This window comes from Bordetella sp. 2513F2 (assembly GCF_054642735.1).
Genome location: NZ_CM137755.1, coordinates 298,484 through 315,315 on the forward strand (window position 1 = coordinate 298,484; position 16,832 = coordinate 315,315).

The 16,832-nt window shown below is 68.1% G+C and carries 15 protein-coding genes; 14 read left to right on the top strand and 1 reads right to left on the bottom strand.

Annotation, left to right across the window (positions count from 1 at the left end):
• Nucleotides 1-19: 19 nt before the first annotated feature.
• Nucleotides 20-1,792, bottom strand: coding sequence for a M61 family metallopeptidase (locus ACYBYQ_RS01410; RefSeq protein WP_459618678.1), 1,773 nt, complete (start codon nt 1,790-1,792; stop codon nt 20-22).
• A 31-nt stretch (nt 1,793-1,823) separates the two neighbouring features.
• Between ACYBYQ_RS01410 and ACYBYQ_RS01415 the strand changes: the two genes are divergently transcribed.
• The 14 genes from ACYBYQ_RS01415 to ACYBYQ_RS01480 all read left to right on the top strand — a co-directional run bounded on the left by ACYBYQ_RS01415 (nt 1,824) and on the right by ACYBYQ_RS01480 (nt 16,830).
• Entirely contained in the window at nt 1,824-2,606 is a 783-nt protein-coding gene (locus ACYBYQ_RS01415) for an enoyl-CoA hydratase (RefSeq protein WP_459616617.1), read from the top strand.
• Between the two features lie 312 nt (nt 2,607-2,918).
• A complete protein-coding gene (locus ACYBYQ_RS01420) occupies nt 2,919-4,400 on the top strand; it encodes a DUF1254 domain-containing protein (RefSeq protein ID WP_459616618.1) in 1,482 nt (493 codons plus the stop codon).
• Nucleotides 4,401-4,791: 391 nt separating this feature from the next.
• Entirely contained in the window at nt 4,792-5,208 is a 417-nt protein-coding gene (locus ACYBYQ_RS01425) for an ATP synthase subunit I (RefSeq protein WP_459616619.1), read from the top strand.
• Nucleotides 5,209-5,278: 70 nt separating this feature from the next.
• On the top strand, nt 5,279-6,160 hold the full coding sequence (atpB, locus tag ACYBYQ_RS01430; protein WP_459616620.1) for a F0F1 ATP synthase subunit A: 882 nt from the start codon (nt 5,279-5,281) through the stop codon (nt 6,158-6,160).
• 119 nt (nt 6,161-6,279) lie between these two features.
• The gene (gene atpE, locus ACYBYQ_RS01435) at nt 6,280-6,522 is read left to right on the top strand and encodes a F0F1 ATP synthase subunit C (protein ID WP_003815363.1); all 243 of its coding nucleotides are present in this window, start codon (nt 6,280-6,282) and stop codon (nt 6,520-6,522) included.
• Nucleotides 6,523-6,653: 131 nt separating this feature from the next.
• Nucleotides 6,654-7,124, top strand: coding sequence for a F0F1 ATP synthase subunit B (locus ACYBYQ_RS01440; protein WP_459616621.1), 471 nt, complete (start codon nt 6,654-6,656; stop codon nt 7,122-7,124).
• Between the two features lie 93 nt (nt 7,125-7,217).
• Entirely contained in the window at nt 7,218-7,757 is a 540-nt protein-coding gene (locus tag ACYBYQ_RS01445; RefSeq protein WP_459616622.1) for a F0F1 ATP synthase subunit delta, read from the top strand.
• Nucleotides 7,758-7,800: 43 nt separating this feature from the next.
• Nucleotides 7,801-9,342: a F0F1 ATP synthase subunit alpha gene (gene atpA / locus ACYBYQ_RS01450; RefSeq protein WP_459616623.1), complete on the top strand. Its 1,542-nt coding sequence runs from the start codon at nt 7,801-7,803 to the stop codon at nt 9,340-9,342.
• A 96-nt stretch (nt 9,343-9,438) separates the two neighbouring features.
• Nucleotides 9,439-10,344, top strand: coding sequence for a F0F1 ATP synthase subunit gamma (gene atpG / locus ACYBYQ_RS01455; protein ID WP_459616624.1), 906 nt, complete (start codon nt 9,439-9,441; stop codon nt 10,342-10,344).
• A 36-nt stretch (nt 10,345-10,380) separates the two neighbouring features.
• Nucleotides 10,381-11,784 carry a F0F1 ATP synthase subunit beta gene (gene atpD / locus ACYBYQ_RS01460; protein WP_459616625.1) on the top strand — a complete coding sequence of 468 codons (1,404 nt, stop codon included), beginning with the start codon at nt 10,381-10,383 and terminating at the stop codon, nt 11,782-11,784.
• A gap of 9 nt (nt 11,785-11,793) precedes the next feature.
• On the top strand, nt 11,794-12,219 hold the full coding sequence (locus tag ACYBYQ_RS01465) for a F0F1 ATP synthase subunit epsilon (protein WP_459616626.1): 426 nt from the start codon (nt 11,794-11,796) through the stop codon (nt 12,217-12,219).
• A gap of 242 nt (nt 12,220-12,461) precedes the next feature.
• Complete coding sequence (locus tag ACYBYQ_RS01470; RefSeq protein WP_459616627.1) at nt 12,462-13,256, top strand: helix-turn-helix domain-containing protein; 795 nt, start codon at nt 12,462-12,464, stop codon at nt 13,254-13,256.
• Nucleotides 13,257-13,324: 68 nt separating this feature from the next.
• The gene (hemE, locus tag ACYBYQ_RS01475) at nt 13,325-14,401 is read left to right on the top strand and encodes a uroporphyrinogen decarboxylase (protein WP_459616628.1); all 1,077 of its coding nucleotides are present in this window, start codon (nt 13,325-13,327) and stop codon (nt 14,399-14,401) included.
• A gap of 341 nt (nt 14,402-14,742) precedes the next feature.
• Nucleotides 14,743-16,830, top strand: coding sequence for a primosomal protein N' (locus ACYBYQ_RS01480; RefSeq protein WP_459616629.1), 2,088 nt, complete (start codon nt 14,743-14,745; stop codon nt 16,828-16,830).
• Nucleotides 16,831-16,832: the final 2 nt, after the last annotated feature.

Here is a 16,832-nt window from a genome sequence, read left to right on the forward strand (position 1 = left end):
CACCAGCCCCCGGCCTCGCTCAGCCTGCCGACAGCACGCAATCCAGCGCTTCGGGCGGACCCAGCCGTACGCTATACGCCCGCAGCTCATCGCGGCGGAACACATGCACGGTGATGCGCTCTCCCGGGCGATACTGGGCCAGCAGCACGTCCAGGCCGGAAGGCGGCTCGACCTTCAATCCGTCCATGGCCACCAGCACGTCGCCCGCCGACAGCCCCGCATGATGGGCGGCGCCGCCTTCGAACACGGTGGCCAGCGCCAGGGCGTCGCCCTGCTTGCGCGTACGCACGCCCAGGCTGGGTACGTTGAGCGCGGGCTTCCAGCGCATGCTGATGCCCTGGCTGGCCAGCAGCTCGGCCAACGGCACGTCGGCGGTGCCCTCGGCATGGCGGGCGATGAAGCGGCGCACGTCCACCCCGGTGGCTTCGCGCACCAGGGCGGGCAGGGCGTCCTCGGGCACGCCCTGCGGCCTGCCGCGGTAGAAATCCCGGCCGTAGCGCTGCCACAGCAGGCGCATCACGTCGTCCAGCGAGCGGGTGCCGCCGCTGGCCTGGCGCACGGTGAGATCCAGGCCCAGCGCCACCAGCGCGCCCTTGGTGTAGTAGCTGACCAGCGCGTTGGGCGAATTCTCGTCCTGCTTGTAATAGCGCGTCCAGGCATCGAAGGAGCTCTCTGCCACCGACTGCTTGCGGCGGCCCGGCGTGCGCGCCACCGAAGTGATGGTCTTGGCCAGGAGCCGGAGATAGTCGTCGCGCCCGATGACGCCCGACCGCACCAGGAACAGGTCGTCGTAGTACGAGGTGAAGCCCTCGAACACCCACAGCAGCCGGGTCAGGTTGGGGCGGTCGAGCCGGTACGGCACGAAGGCCGCCGGCTTGATGCGCTTGACGTTCCAGGTATGGAAGTATTCGTGGCTGACCAGGCCCAGGAAGCCGCGGTAGCCGTCGCCCTGCCCCTGCTGGCCCAGCACCGGCAGGTCCTTGCGCGAGGCCATGAGCGCGGTGCTGGCGCGGTGCTCCAGTCCGCCGTAGCCGTCGCCCGTGACCATGGTCATGAAGACGTAGCGGTCGCTGCTGTCCAAGAACGGCGCCCGCTTGCTGCGCGGCTCGAAGAACGCGATCTGGGCTTCGCAGATGCGGCGCACGTCGTCGGCGATGCGCGCGAGATCCAGCCGCGGCGCCGCGCCGGTGAACACCAGTTCGTGTTCGGCGCCGTGGGCCGTGAAGCGCGCCACCTGCGGCGTGCCCATCTCCACAGGGTGGTCGATCAGGGCGTCGTAGTCGGGCGCGCGGTACAGGCCGAACCCGTGTCGCCGCGCCGCGCCGGGCAGCCCGCGCGCCTCCGGCAGGGCGGTGTAGACCTTCCAGCCTTCGATGCCCCGGGGCGGAAGCAGCTCCAGCAGGCAGGGGGCGTCGTCCTGGCCCTCGGCCCTGAGGAACACGCTGGTGCCATTGAAGAACGCGTGGGTTTCGTCGAGATGGGCTCCCCGCACGGAGAGATCCCAGGCATAGACCGTGTACGTGACGCGCAGCGGGCCGCGGCAGGGCGCCACCCGCCAGGTGTGGTTGTCGAGTTTGGTGGCGGCGACGGCGCGGCCGCCGGCGTGCGCGGCCAGGGTCTCGACCTGGCGGGAGAAATCGCGGATCAGGTAGCTGCCCGGGATCCAGGCCGGCAGCGACAGGCGCTGGCCTTCGGGATCCGGACGGGCAAGCAGGAGTTCGACCTGGAAGCGGTGCCCGGCCGGATCGGCGGGCTGCAGGCGGTACATTACGGGTGCGTCGTTCATCCATATATCTTACTTTCATCCCTACTGGAGACATGCCATGAGCGAATCCGAGTCCCTCGTGCTGGTCGAGACCCGCGGCCGGGTCGGGCTGCTTACCCTGAATCGTCCCAAGGCGCTGAATGCGCTCAATGACGCGCTGATGGACGAACTGGGCGCGGCGCTGCTGGCCTTCGACGCGGACGAGAACATCGGCGCCATCGTGGTCACCGGCAGCGAGAAGGCGTTCGCGGCGGGGGCCGACATCGGCGCCATGAAGAACTGGTCCTACATGGACGTCTACGGTTCGGAATACATCACCCGCAACTGGGAAACGCTCAAGCGCGTACGCAAGCCGGTGATCGCCGCCGTGGCGGGCTACGCGCTGGGCGGCGGCTGCGAGCTGGCCATGATGTGCGACATCCTGATCGCCGCCGACACGGCGCGCTTCGGCCAGCCCGAGATCAAGCTGGGCGTGATACCGGGAGCGGGCGGCACGCAGCGCCTGCCCCGCGCCGTCGGCAAGGCCAAGGCCATGGACCTGGTGCTGACCGCCCGCATGATGGGAGCCGAAGAGGCCGAGCGCGCGGGGCTGGTTTCCCGCGTGGTGCCGGCGGCCCGCCTGCTGGACGAGGCCATCGAAGCCGCCACCGTCATCGCGTCGATGTCGCTGCCTTCGGTCATGATGGCCAAGGAGTGCGTCAATCGGGCCTACGAATCCCCGCTCAACGAAGGCCTGTTGTTCGAACGCCGGGTGTTCCATTCGCTGTTCGGCACCGAAGACCAGAAGGAAGGCATGGCCGCCTTCGTGGAAAAGCGGGCGCCCGCGTTCAAGCACCGTTAGCCTTGGTTACAACGGCCCCGCTCCACCGCGGGGTCGGAACAGGCGCGCCGGCCATGCCGTAACAACTCCGGCGGCCCGCCGGCCGTCTTTTCGGGGCGCCGTGCGCGTTGCCCGTTGAAACCTTTGCGCAGCACCCTGTTGCATCTCGCCGACCTATCCTGAACGGGCGTGTTCAGAGAGGAGCCGCGACTGGTCGCAGCCTGTGCCCCGGGAGGGCCGGCGCGGGCCCTCGTGTCCTGTCCCACAAGTCCGTTGCCGCATGCTTGCGAGGCAGGGCATTCGTTTCGTTCCACAACGACGAAGGAGCCTCACATGCGTAATCACGTTTTTTCCGTCAGGCCACGGTGGCAGGCCGCGATCCTGGCCGGTGCCCTGGGCGCAGGCCTGGCGTGTTCCGTCCAGGCCCAGATGCCCATGTCCAGCCTGAGGCTGGTATCCGAGACGCCCACGGCCGCGCCGGCCCCCGTCATGACCGCCGAGGCACTGCGCGACGCGGCCGTGGACGCCTACGTCTATGCCTATCCCATGGTCCTGATGGAGGTGACCCGCCGGGCCGCGACCGGCGTGCAGACGGCCGTCGCGGGCCGCGCGCCCATGAACCAGTGGGGCCACCGCACCCAGTTCCCCGACCCGCAGACCACCGACGTGGCCTGGCCGGGCACCGAGGCACTGTATTCCAGCCTGTGGTATGACGTGACGCGCGAGCCGCTCATCATCGACGTGCCCGATGCGGGCCAGCGCCACGTGCTGCTGACCCTGCACGACATGTGGTCGGACATGTACGCGGCGCGCGGCACGCGCACCACCGGCAACGGCGCCCAGCGTTTCGCCATCGTGGGGCCGTCGTGGCAAGGCACGCTGCCGGCCGGCGTGGAGATGGTGCGCAGCCCCACGGGCATGGGCTGGGCGATCGCCCGCATGCAGACGGCCAGCCCCGCCGAGTTCGGCATCGTCAACCAGTTCCAGGGCAGCCTGGCCGCCACGCCCCTGCGCGTGGCGCAGCCTTTCGGAACGGCGGCGCCAGGGCGTGCCGAGCCGGCGTGGAGCGCGTCCCAGCAGGCCACGCCGGCCGAGCAGGTGGCGGCGATGGACGCGGCCAGCTACTTCACGCTCTTTGCCCAGCTGCTGCGTGACAATCCGCCCCATGCGAACGACCACCCCATGCTCGACCGCCTGCGCCGGCTGGGCTTCGACGGCATGCGGCCGTTCAGCTTCGGCACCTTGAATCCGTCGGTGCAGCAGGCGCTGGCGGAGGCGGCGCCGATCGCGGGCCGGCGGATCGCCGATGCCGTGCAGAATCTCGGCACCGAGGCAAACGGCTGGAGCGTGGTGCGCCATGGCATCGGCACATACGGCACCGATTACCTGCGGCGCGCCGCCGTGGCCTATGCCGGCCTGGGCGCCAGCACCGCGGAAGAAGTGCTCTATCCGGTGACCACCCGGGACGACGAGGGCGAGCCGCTGAACAGCGACGAAGACTACGTGCTGCACTTCGAGCCCGGGCAGTTGCCGCCGGTCGACGGTTACTGGTCGCTCATCCTCTACGACTCGCGTCTCGGCCTGGCCCGGAATCCGGCCAACCGCTATGCGATCCACAGCACCGATGCGCTTGCGTACAACCCGGACGGCTCGCTCGACCTCTACATCCGGCGCGACCCGCCGCGCTCCGGCAAGGAGGCGAACTGGCTGCCGGCGCCCCAGGAGGGCCCCTTCATGCTGAACCTGCGCCTGTATGCCCCGCGCGACACGGCCCTGGACGGTCAGTGGGCCCCTCCGCCGGTGCGCGAAGACTGAGCCGGGGCCTGGCGTGCCAGGCCTGTCCCGAAGCCGGCTGCGGCCTGCTGCATGGCGGCCGCAGCCGGCTTTCAATTTGCTGGCAGGGTTGGAAACAGGCTATACTCTGCGGGTTTGACGCTTGCGGGAAATCGATGCCGCCGCGTTGGCTGGGGGGCTTCACACCTGGGGATCAGGGGAGCTTGCCAGTGGCAGCGGCAGCGTGGCTCGCGGCGAGCAAGGCAGTCTGAACGAGGCAGTCCGAGAGACCGTCCGGGGAGGCAGCCGGCAGGCCATTACGGGCAGGCAGGTGGCGGGGCATCGTTGCCGGGCGGCCGCAGGATCATGCGGCTGGCGTAGTGCGGCGGGGTGCGGCCACGGATCTGGCCGGGGTTTGCGGGCGGGGAGCGTGATGCAGAAGAGTCTGGTCCTTACCGACGCCGATCGCGTCGCGCTCAATACCCGTGCCTGTCGGGAAATCGTCCTGGTACTTGTGGCTCAGGCTGCCATGGGGCTCGCGGCGGCAGCAATGGCGGGGATATTTGCAGGGGCGGCAGCGGGGCTGTCGGCGTTGCTGGGAGCGGGGGCGTATTTCTTGCCCAATGCACTGTTTGCATTGCGCTTGCTGGTCAATGTCGTCAAGTCTGCACGGTCCAACCCTTTTGCCTTTCTTTATGGTGAGCTGCTCAAGCTGCTCATGACGGCGGTGCTGTTGTGGCTGCTTTCCTGGCTCGCGCAGGGCTGGCTGGTCTGGCCGGCGGTGCTGCTCGGGCTGGTGCTCACCCTGAAGGGCTATCTCCTGTTGTTGATGCTGCGCAAGCTGTCATAGCGGTACTTAACAATCGTGCACCGTCCGGGCCGCAAGGTTCCGGACTACACAGCAAAGGGTAGGATTTCACATGGCTGCAGCCAGCGGCGCGTCGCCTCAGTCCGAGTACATCCAGCACCACCTGGTGCACCTGAACAACCTGGGCGAGAAGCAGAGCGCCATCGCCCAGTTCGAAGTCATCAACTATGACTCGATGTTCTGGTCGGCCCTGATGGGCCTGATTGTGGTCTTCTGCCTGTGGCTTGTCGCCCGTCGGGCCACGAACGGCGTGCCGGGCCGTTTCCAGGCCTTCGTCGAGATGATCGTCGACATGGTCGACGACCAGGCCAAGTCCATCGTGTCCAATGCCAAGAGCCGCCTCTTCGTGGCCCCCCTGGCCCTCACCGTGTTCCTGTGGATCGTGCTGATGAACGCGCTCGATCTCGTGCCGGTCGACCTGCTGCCCGCGATCTTCCGCTGGACGGGGCTGGGTCACCACCACGGCGATCCCCTCTACTACCACCGCATCCTGCCCACGGCCGATCTCAACGTGCCCATGGGCATGGCGCTGGGCGTGCTGCTGCTGATGCTCTACTACGGCATCAAGATCAAGCGCCCCGGCGGCTTCGTCAAGGAATTGTTCACGGCGCCGTTCCACGGCCATGGCCTGGCGGGCCTGGTGCTGTCGCCCTTCAACCTGCTGCTCAACCTGATCGAGTACGCCGCCAAGGCCGTCTCGCTGGGCATGCGGCTCTTCGGCAACATGTTCGCGGGCGAACTGATCTTCATGCTGATCGCGCTGCTGGGCGGCGCCTGGACCGGCCTCAATGCATCCAGCATCGGGTTCGGCATCGGCCACGTGCTGGCCGGCTCGGTATGGGCGATCTTCCACATCATGATCGTGCTCCTGCAGGCCTTCATCTTCATGATGCTGACGCTGGTGTATATCGGCCAGGCTCACGAGGGGCATTGATCCCGTTTTTTCCGGCGCGCGTTTCGCGGCGCGCGCCGGGTCGCAAGATTGTCTTGCAAATACGCGCAGTACCTGTTTTCCAACAATCCTGACTTCAGATTTCTAACCAAGGAGTTGTCATGACCAACGTCGCTTTCGTTGCTCTCGCTTGCGGTCTCATCATCGGTCTGGGCGCCATCGGCGCCTGCATCGGCATCGCACTGATGGGCGGCAAGTACCTGGAAGCTTCGGCTCGTCAGCCCGAACTGATGAACGCCCTGCAGACCAAGATGTTCCTGCTGGCCGGCCTGATCGACGCGGCGTTCCTGATCGGCGTGGGTATCGCCATGCTGTTCGCCTTCGCCAACCCGTTCGTCGGCTGATGGCGTCGCGCCCGCCGGCGTGAAGGGCGGGCACGGACCGGCGGCGGGTACCTTGGTGCCGCCTGCCGGCAAAGTATCGAGCTCCGCGTCCGCCTCGGCGGACGGGAGCGTAAGGTGTTAAAGGAACGACCGTGAATCTGAACGCGACGATCTTTTTCCAGATGCTCGTGTTCTTCGTTCTGGGCTGGTTCACGATGAAATTCGTGTGGCCGCCCCTGACGAAGGCGATGGACGAGCGCCGCCAGAAAATCGCCGACGGCCTGGCTGCCGCGGAGAAGGGCAAGGCCGATCTGGCCCAGGCCCAGGCGCGCGTCAGTCTGATCGAAGCCTCTGCCAAGTCCGAGACCCATGCCCGCATCGTCGAGGCCGAGAAGCACGCGGCTGCGCTGATCGAGCAGGCCCGTCGCGACGCCGAGGCGGAACGTGCCCGTATCGTGGCCCAGGCGGCCCAGGACGCAGCCCAGGAAGTCCAGCGTGCCCGCGACGCGCTGCGCGACGACGTGGCGGCGCTGGCCGTGAAGGGTGCCGAGCAGATCCTCAAGCGCGAGGTGGATGCCCGCGCCCACGCCGAGCTGCTGGACCAGCTCAAGGCGCAGCTTTGATCCGGGACGGGATGATGACCCCCACGCTCACTATTCGTTCGCTGCCTCCCGAGGGGGCTTCAGCCACCTCCGGGCGGCCGCGCGGAGGCTGACATGGCTGAACTTTCCACTGTCGCCCGTCCGTACGCCGAGGCCCTGTTCGCCGCCGCGCGCGAAGATCAGGCCGGCCTCGAGCAACTGGCCGGGCTGGTCGACGAACTGGCCCAGGTCGCCGCGAATCCCGACGTGCGCGAGGCCATGGCCGATCCGCGCCTCGACGACGCGCAGCGCACCCAGGTGTTCACCAGCCTGGTCAAGTCCGAACTTCCGCAGGCCGCGCGCAATTTCATCGAGCTGCTGGTGCAGAACGACCGGCTGCTGCTGCTGCCCGAGATCGCCCGGCAATTCATGGCGCTGAAGAATCGTCACGAGGGCACGGCGCAGGCGGAAATCACCAGCGCGTTCGAGCTCAGCGACGCCCAGGTCAACGAACTGGTCGCGGCGCTCGAGGTCAAGTTCGGCCTCAAGCTCAAGCCGCACGTGACGGTCGATCCGTCGTTGATCGGCGGCGTGCGCGTGGCAGTCGGCGACCAGGTCCTCGATACTTCCGTACAAGCCCAATTGGCCCGCATGCGGGATACGCTGGCCGCCTGAACACGACCAAGCCGGCCAGACAAACAGGATTCCAGGAGTCAATATGCAACTCAATCCCTCCGAGATCAGCGAACTGCTCAAGAGCCGCATCGAGGGCCTGGGCGCTTCGACCGATGTCCGTACCCAGGGCACCGTCGTGTCCGTGACCGACGGCATCACCCGCATCCACGGCCTGTCCGACGTGATGCAGGGCGAAATGCTCGAATTTCCCAACAACGTCTACGGCCTGGCCCTGAACCTCGAGCGCGACTCCGTCGGCGCAGTGATTCTGGGCGAGTACACCAGCGTGTCCGAAGGCGACCCGGTCAAGACCACCGGCCGCATCCTCGACGTGCCGGTCGGCCCCGAGCTGAAGGGCCGCGTGGTCAACACGCTGGGCGCCCCGATCGACGGCAAGGGCCCGATCAACGCCAAGGAAACCGACATCATCGAGAAGGTGGCGCCCGGCGTCATCGCCCGCCAGTCGGTGTCGCAGCCCCTGCAGACCGGCATCAAGGCCATCGACGCCATGGTGCCCATCGGCCGCGGCCAGCGCGAGCTGATCATCGGCGACCGCCAGACCGGCAAGACCGCGGTGGCCGTCGACACCATCATCAGCCAGAAGGGCAAGGGCGTCACCTGCGTGTACGTCGCCATCGGCCAGAAGGCCTCCACGATCAACAACGTGGTGCGCAAGCTCGAAGAGCACGGCGCCATGGAGTACACCATCGTCGTGGCCGCCTCGGCCTCCGACTCGGCCGCCATGCAGTACCTGGCCGCCTATGCCGGCTGCACGATGGGCGAATACTTCCGCGATCGCGGCGAAGACGCGCTCATCATCTATGACGACCTGACCAAGCAGGCCTGGGCCTACCGCCAGGTGTCGCTGCTGCTGCGCCGCCCGCCGGGCCGCGAAGCCTACCCCGGCGACGTGTTCTACCTGCACTCGCGCCTGCTCGAGCGCGCCGCGCGCGTCAACGCCGAGTACGTCGAGAAGTTCACCAACGGCGCCGTCAAGGGCAAGACCGGCTCGCTGACCGCGCTGCCGATCATCGAGACGCAGGCCGGCGACGTGTCCGCCTTCGTGCCCACCAACGTGATCTCGATCACCGACGGCCAGATCTTCCTGGAAACCGACCTGTTCAACGCCGGCGTGCGTCCCGCCATCAACGCCGGCATCTCGGTGTCGCGCGTGGGCGGCGCCGCCCAGACCAAGGTCATCAAGAAGCTGTCCGGCGGTATCCGTACCGACCTGGCCCAGTACCGTGAGCTGGCCGCCTTCGCGCAGTTCGCCTCCGACCTCGACGACGCCACGCGGCGCCAGCTCGAGCGCGGCAAGCGCGTGGTCGAGCTGCTCAAGCAGCCGCAGTACCAGCCGCTGCAGGTCTGGGAACTGGCCGTGTCGCTGTATGCCGTCAACAACGGCTACCTCGACGACGTCGACGTGGCGCAGGTCCTGGCCTTCGAGAAGGCCCTGAAGGATCACCTCAAGGCCAAGCACGAGGCCCTGATCCAGCGCATCGAAGACACCAAGGAGCTCTCCAAGGACGACGAGGCCGAGCTGGCGGCTGCGGTGCAGGATTTCAAGAAGCACGGTGCTTTTTAAGGCAGCAGTCTGACGCGCCGGCGGCCGGTCCGCCGGCGCGAGATGGGCCGGAACAGTCCAGCTGAGTCCGCCAAGCCGAATCAACAGGAAAGCGCAATGCCCGGAATCAAGGAAATCCGAACCAAGATCAAGAGCGTGCAGAACACGCGCAAGATCACCAAGGCGATGGAAATGGTCGCCGCGTCCAAGATGCGCAAGGCGCAGGACCGGATGCGGGCCGGCCGTCCGTACGCCCAGAAGGTGCGCGAGATCGCGGCGCACCTGATGCAGGCCAACCCCGAGTACAGCCATCCCTACCTGGTCGAACGCGACATCAAGTCGGTCGGCGTGGTGCTGGTCACCACCGACAAGGGCCTGTGCGGTGGCCTGAACACCAACATCAGCCGCGTCACGCTGGCCAAGCTCAAGGAATTCCAGCAGCGCGGCATTGCGGTGCAGACCACGGCCTTCGGCAACAAGGGCCTGGGCCTGCTGACCCGGGTCGGCGCCAAGCTGGTCTCCCAGGAAGTGCACCTGGGCGACAAGCCGGACCTCCACCGCCTGCTCGGCGCGATCAAGGTCCAGCTCGACGACTACCTCGAGGGCCGCATCGACGCCCTGTACGTGGCCACCACGCGCTTCATCAACACGATGCGCCAGGAGCCGGTGTTCCTGCGCCTGCTGCCGCTGGCGTCCGGACTGGACGATCCTTACCAGTCCGGCAGCGACGACCTCGAACAGGTTTCCGAGATCAAGTCGTCGTACAGCTGGGACTACATCTACGAGCCCGATGCCAAGAGCGTGATCGACGACCTGCTGCAACGCTACGTCGAGGGCCTGCTGTACCAGGCCGTGGCCGAGAACATGGCCTCGGAGCAGTCGGCCCGCATGGTTGCGATGAAGGCGGCGTCGGACAACGCGAAGAAGGTCATCGGCGACCTGCAGCTGGTCTACAACAAGACCCGCCAGGCGGCGATCACCAAGGAAATTTCGGAAATCGTAGGGGGCGCCGCCGCGGTCTGACCCGGCGGACACCCATCAAAATATCAAGGAATCGACATGAGCAACGGAACCATCGTTCAGTGCATCGGCGCCGTGGTGGATATTCAATTCCCCCGCGATAGCATGCCCAAGATCTACGAGGCGCTGACCCTCGTCGAAGACGGCTCTTCCTCGTACGCGGAAAAAGGCCTGACCCTCGAAGTGCAGCAGCAGCTGGGTGACGGCGTGGTCCGTACCATTGCCCTGGGTTCCAGCGACGGCCTGCGCCGTGGCATGCAGGTGCAGGGCACCGGCGCCCCGATCTCGGTGCCCGTGGGCACCGGCACGCTGGGCCGCATCATGGACGTGCTGGGCCGTCCCATCGACGAGGCCGGTCCGATCAAGTCGGACGTCAAGCGCGCCATCCACCAGCCCGCTCCCGCCTTCGACGAGCTCTCGCCCTCGGTGGAACTGCTGGAAACCGGCATCAAGGTGATCGACCTGGTCTGCCCGTTCGCCAAGGGCGGCAAGGTGGGCCTGTTCGGCGGCGCCGGCGTGGGCAAGACCGTCAACATGATGGAGCTCATCAACAACATCGCCAAGCAGCACAGCGGCCTGTCGGTGTTTGCCGGCGTGGGCGAGCGTACCCGCGAAGGCAACGACTTCTACCACGAAATGGAAGAGTCGAAGGTGCTGGACAAGGTGGCCATGGTGTTCGGCCAGATGAACGAGCCCCCCGGCAACCGCCTGCGCGTGGCCCTGACCGGCCTGACCATGGCCGAAGAGTTCCGCAACGAAGGCCGCGACATCCTGTTCTTCGTGGACAACATCTACCGCTACACCCTGGCTGGTACCGAAGTGTCGGCGCTGCTGGGCCGCATGCCGTCCGCCGTGGGCTACCAGCCCACGCTGGCCGAGGAAATGGGCAAGCTGCAGGAACGCATCACGTCCACCAAGACCGGCTCGATCACTTCGATCCAGGCCGTGTACGTGCCCGCCGACGACCTGACCGACCCGTCGCCCGCCACCACCTTCCAGCATCTGGACTCCACCGTGGTGCTGTCGCGCGACATCGCCTCGCTGGGCATCTACCCCGCCGTGGACCCGCTGGATTCCACCAGCCGCCAGCTCGACCCGCAGGTCGTGGGCGAGGAGCACTACCAGGTGGCCCGCGGCGTGCAGCAGACCCTGCAGCGCTACAAGGAACTGCGCGACATCATCGCGATCCTGGGCATGGACGAACTGTCGCCGGAAGACAAGCAGGCCGTGGCCCGCGCCCGCAAGATCCAGCGCTTCCTGTCCCAGCCGTTCCATGTGGCCGAAGTGTTCACCGGTTCGCCGGGCAAGTACGTGCCCCTGGCCGAGACCATCCGCGGCTTCAAGATGATCATCAGCGGCGAGTGCGACTCCCTGCCGGAGCAGGCCTTCTACATGGTCGGCACGATCGACGAGGCCTTCGAGAAGGCCAAGAAGCTGCAATAAGGATCCGATATGGCTACCCTGCATGTGGATGTCGTCAGCGCAGAAGAAGCGATCTTCACCGGTGAGGCGAAGTTCGTCGTGCTGCCTGGCGAGGCGGGCGAGCTGGGCATACTGCCCGGCCACACCCCGCTGATTTCGCGCATACGCCCCGGGACGGTCAAGATCGTCCGTGCCGACGAAGGCGAGGAAAACATCTTCGTCGCCGGGGGCATACTGGAAGTCCAGCCGGGCAGCGTCACGGTGCTGGCCGACACGGCCATCCGTGCCGCCGACCTCGACGAGGCCCGCGCCGTGGCGGCGCGCGAGAAGGCCGAGGAGGCCCTGCGCAACGCCAAGGACAAGGCTGACATCGCCGTGGTGGAAGCCGAGCTGGCCATGCTGGCCGCCCAGGCCGCTGCCGCGCGCCGGCTGCGCGAGACCAAGGCGCGTCACTGACGCTCGCGCGGCCGCACCGGCCGCGCCGCACGGGGCTGCAGGGGCACGATTGTGCCGCTGCAGCCCCGTTTCTTTTGGTGCGCGCCTCGCCGGTTCCTGCTGCAGCGGCGCCGCGGGCGCCGCCCTCGCGGGGCCGTGGCGTCGGGCCGTAGGTATGAGCCGCAGTGCGTCGACTGCGCATAGCCGGGCCGGGCAGCGCCCCGTAAGCTGCGTCCTGTGTCCGTCACGTCACAGGAAACGCAATGCGCGAAATTCTCGAATGTGCGGTTCTGTCCGCTCCGGGCCGGCCGGCGGGCCTGCCCTCCTGGGGCGGGTCTGCCGCCACCGGCTCCGTTCCCGCCCTGCCGCTGCGCCTGCATCTCGACGCATTCGACCTCGCCATCGGTGCGGCCGGCGATGAAGCCGGCCTGATCGCCGCGGCAGCCCTGCGCCTGCGCCGCTACGACGCCTGCCTGCTGCCGGTGGAACCGGCCACGCTGCCGTGGGTCCGCATGGCGCTGTCGCGCGCGGGGTCCGTGCTCACCACGCCGGTGATCGCCCTGGTGCGCGAAGTGCGCGCCCCGGCCATGGCCGACCTCTTCGAGCTCGGCGTGGCCGACTTCCTGCCCGCGCCGCTGTGCCAGGAAGAACTGCGCGCGCGCATGCTGCGGCTGCTGGAGCGGCGGCGCGCTTCTTCCGGCGCCCTGCAGCCGACCATGCCGCAGGCGGCGCCGTCATGGCCGTCCGCCGCGTCCGCCCGGCTCGAGGCGCTCTCCGAAGGCTCGCCCGGATATGGCGTGGGGCGGGGGCCGGCGTCATCGGGGGCGGAAGGGGCGGCTGGCGTGGCGGTTCCGTTCCGCGAGGCCAAGGCCCGCGTGGTGGCCGGCTTCGAGCGCGAATACCTGTGCCGCGCGCTCGAGCGGCACGGCGGCAACGTGGCGCGGGCGGCGCGGGCCTCCAGCAAGCACCGCCGGGCCTTCTGGGCGCTGATGCGCAAGCACCGCATCGATGCAGCGCCCTATCGCGGGCAGCCGCAAGCGCCGTCGCCCGAACCCTGAGGCGCGCGCGCGGCCGCGGATGCGGGGCAGGGGCGTAAAATCACGGCTTCCGCTTTCCAAGGATCGTCGTGGCCGGCTCCCCCCTCAAGAACGATGTCTTCCTGCGCGCGCTGCAGCGCCAGCCCGTGCCCTATACGCCCACCTGGCTGATGCGCCAGGCGGGCCGCTACCTGCCCGAATACAACGCCACCCGCGCGCGGGCCGGCTCGTTCATGAGCCTGGCGCAGAATCCCGACTTCGCCACCGAAGTCACGCTGCAGCCCCTGCAGCGCTACGCGCTGGATGCCGCCATCCTGTTTTCCGACATCCTCACGGTGCCCCATGCCATGGGGCTGGGGCTGGACTTCGCGCCCGGCGAGGGGCCGCGCTTCGCGCATCCGGTGCGCAACGAAGAAGACGTCGCCCGCCTGGCCGTGCCCGACATGGCGCGGCTGCGCTACGTGTTCGACGCGGTGGCCAGCATCCGGCGCGAACTCGACGGCCGCGTGCCGCTCATCGGCTTTGCCGGCAGCCCCTGGACCATAGGCTGCTACATGGTGGAGGGGCGGGGCAGCGACGACTACCGCCTCATCAAGTCCATGCTGTACGCCCGTCCGGACCTGCTGCATCGCATGCTGGAGATCAATGCGGAAGCCACGCGGCAATACCTCAACGCCCAGATCGAGGCCGGCGCACAGGCCGTCATGCTGTTCGACAGCTGGGGGGGCGTGCTGGCCGACGGCCTCTACCAGCGCTTCTCGCTCGCCTACATCCGCCGGGTCGTGGAAGGCCTGGTGCGGGAACACGAAGGGCGGCGCGTGCCCGTCATCGTCTTCACCAAGGGCGGCGGCGGCTGGCTCGAGGAGATCGCGGCCTGTGGCTGCGATGCGGTGGGGCTCGACTGGACGGTAAACCTGGGAACCGCGCGCCAGCGGGTGCGCGACGCCGTGGCCCTGCAGGGGAACCTGGATCCCATGACGCTGTTCGGCGGGGAGGGCGCGGTGCGCGCCGAGGTGCGCCGCACGCTGGATGCCTACGGCACGGTCGGCGCGGGCGGTCACGTGTTCAACCTCGGCCACGGCATTTCCCAGTACACGCCGCCCGAAGCCGTGGCGGCGCTGGTCGACGAGGTGCGCACCTACAGCCCTCGCTTTCATGGGCAGTGAGCGTGCGCTATCGGCGTAGAGCCGCCTGGCGCCATGCGTCTGCGCTCGAGTTGTGCACAGCACACAAGCAAGACGGGGAAACCCCGAAAACTTGCCTTACATTCTCGGAATTCGCCATATCTATATGATTTTTCTGGGAAAACAGGAAATTTGCATAAGCATGGTCTATCGTGGTAGGCCAGCTTATTGCCCGATGCCGTCATTCTTCCCGTCTTTTTCCCCAAAGTTATCCACAGCCCCGGAGGAGAAGTGGAGTTCTCCGAATCAGGAGCGCACCTTAGCGCTCAAAACGAGAATTCACTTTAAGTCGGGACTGGTTCCCGGCTGCGATGCGCCCCGTCATGGCTGAGGCCGTCGCTGCCGAAGCGGGAAATCCGGCCGTCGCCTGCTGGGTCAGGGTGGCGCTGGACGTGCCGCTGCCGGGCCCCTTCGACTACCGCTGCACGGCCCCCGTGGCGCCCGGGCTGCGCGTGATCGTGCCGTTCGGCAGGCGCACCCTGGTGGGTGTGGTGCTCGAAGTGGTGGGGGAGCCTGCCGTGGATCCGTCCCAGGTACGCGACGTGGAACAGGTGCTGCACGACCTGCCGCCGTTTCCGCCGGACTGGATGCGGCTGACCCGTTTTGCTGCCGACTACTACCAGCGTCCATTGGGCGAGGTGATGCTGCCGGTGTTGCCGCCGCCCCTGCGCAAGCCCTCGGCCTACCAGGGCAAGCGCTCCGGGGCGGGGCCTGTGGCGAGGCGCGAAGCCCGGCGCGCGCGCACGCCGGGCTCGCCCGTCACCCCCGACGAGCCGCCCGCGCTGAATGCCGAGCAGCAGGAAGCGGTGGACCGCATCGCGGGCCTGCATGCCTTCCAGCCCGTACTGCTGCATGGCGTCACCGGCAGCGGCAAGACCGAGGTCTATCTGCATGCGGCGCAGCAGGTGCTGGCGGCGGGCCGCCAGGTGCTGCTGCTGGTGCCCGAAATCAACCTCACGCCGCAGCTGGAACAGGCGTTGCGTGCCCGGCTGGAACCCTTGGTGGGCGCCCAGGCATTGGCGGTGCTGCACAGCGGCCTGGCCGACGGCGAGCGGGTGCAGGCCTGGGCCGACGTCCAGTGCGGACGCGCCCGCATGCTGCTGGGCACGCGCATGGCCGTGTTTGCGCCCATGCCCGAACTGGGCCTGATCGTGGTGGACGAGGAGCACGATCCGTCCTACAAGCAGCAGGAGGGGCTGCGTTATTCGGCCCGCGACCTCGCGGTGTGGCGCGCGCACGACCTCGGCATACCGGTGGTGCTGGGCTCGGCCACCCCGGCCCTGGAAACCTGGCACCATGCCGAGCGCGGCCGCTATCTGCGCCTGGCGCTGGCCGCGCGTGCGCGCACCGCCAGCGTGCCCACGGTCCGCCTGGTCGATACGCGGCGCCTGCAGATGCGCCATGGCCTCTCGCCGCAGCTGATCGACGCCATCGGCCAGCGCCTGGAGCGCGGCGAGCAGGCGCTGGTGTTCCTGAACCGGCGCGGCTATGCGCCGGTCCTGCATTGCAGTTCGTGCGCATGGGTGAGCCATTGCCCGCGCTGCACCGCCTTCACCGTGCTGCATCGCGCCGAAGGGGCCGGATACCGGCTGCAGTGCCACCACTGCGGCTACCAGGCGCCGGTGCCGCGCGCCTGCCCGGAATGCGGCGACCAGGACCTCGCTCCCATGGGGCGCGGCACGCAGCGCATCGAGGAGCATCTGGCCGAGCTCTTTCCCCAGGCGCGCGTGTCGCGCATCGACGCCGACAGCACCCGCCGCAAGGGCAGCGCCCAGGCCCTGTTCGCCGCCGTGCACGCCGGCGAGGTGGACATCCTGGTGGGCACGCAGATGGTGTCCAAGGGGCATGACTTCGCCCGGCTGGGGCTGGTGGGCGTGCTCAACGCCGACTCCATGCTGTTCGCCCAGGATTTCCGCGCGCCGGAACGCCTTTTCGCCCAGCTCATGCAGGTCTCGGGCCGGGCCGGCCGGCATACGGGCGGCGGCGAAGTGCTGATCCAGACCGGGTATCCCGAGCAACCGGTCTACCAGGCGCTGGTGCGCCACGATTATGCGGGCTTCGCCCGCCATGCGCTGGCCGAACGCGAGGCCATCGGCCTGCCGCCCTTTGCCTACCAGGCGCTGCTGACCGCCGAGGCGCGCGAGCTGGCCCAGGCGCTGGCGTTCCTGCAGCGCGCCCGCGACGTGGCGGAAGAGGCCGGCCTGCCTGCGCGCGACCTGGTTACGCGCTACGATCCCGTACCGCTGCGCGTGGTGCGCGTTGCGCATATCGAGCGCGCGCAGCTGCTGATCGAGAGCGCCAGCCGTCCTGCGCTGCAGGCCTTCCTGGCAGCCTGGTCCGCCTGGCTGCCGCACCTGGCGGGCGAGGCGCGGGTGCGCTGGCAGCTCGAGGTCGACCCGCTGGAAATCTGAGC

What these genes read in the sequence shown, in the direction of transcription:
- ACYBYQ_RS01415 (WP_459616617.1), top strand. Translation starts at nt 1,824, where the DNA reads ATGAGCGAATCCGAGTCCCTCGTGCTGGTCGAGACCCGCGGCCGGGTC.
- ACYBYQ_RS01420 (WP_459616618.1), top strand. Translation starts at nt 2,919, where the DNA reads ATGCGTAATCACGTTTTTTCCGTCAGGCCACGGTGGCAGGCCGCGATC.
- ACYBYQ_RS01425 (WP_459616619.1), top strand. Translation starts at nt 4,792, where the DNA reads ATGCAGAAGAGTCTGGTCCTTACCGACGCCGATCGCGTCGCGCTCAAT.
- atpB (WP_459616620.1), top strand. Translation starts at nt 5,279, where the DNA reads ATGGCTGCAGCCAGCGGCGCGTCGCCTCAGTCCGAGTACATCCAGCAC.
- atpE (WP_003815363.1), top strand. Translation starts at nt 6,280, where the DNA reads ATGACCAACGTCGCTTTCGTTGCTCTCGCTTGCGGTCTCATCATCGGT.
- ACYBYQ_RS01445 (WP_459616622.1), top strand. Translation starts at nt 7,218, where the DNA reads ATGGCTGAACTTTCCACTGTCGCCCGTCCGTACGCCGAGGCCCTGTTC.
- atpA (WP_459616623.1), top strand. Translation starts at nt 7,801, where the DNA reads ATGCAACTCAATCCCTCCGAGATCAGCGAACTGCTCAAGAGCCGCATC.
- atpG (WP_459616624.1), top strand. Translation starts at nt 9,439, where the DNA reads ATGCCCGGAATCAAGGAAATCCGAACCAAGATCAAGAGCGTGCAGAAC.
- atpD (WP_459616625.1), top strand. Translation starts at nt 10,381, where the DNA reads ATGAGCAACGGAACCATCGTTCAGTGCATCGGCGCCGTGGTGGATATT.
- ACYBYQ_RS01465 (WP_459616626.1), top strand. Translation starts at nt 11,794, where the DNA reads ATGGCTACCCTGCATGTGGATGTCGTCAGCGCAGAAGAAGCGATCTTC.
- ACYBYQ_RS01470 (WP_459616627.1), top strand. Translation starts at nt 12,462, where the DNA reads ATGCGCGAAATTCTCGAATGTGCGGTTCTGTCCGCTCCGGGCCGGCCG.
- ACYBYQ_RS01480 (WP_459616629.1), top strand. Translation starts at nt 14,743, where the DNA reads ATGGCTGAGGCCGTCGCTGCCGAAGCGGGAAATCCGGCCGTCGCCTGC.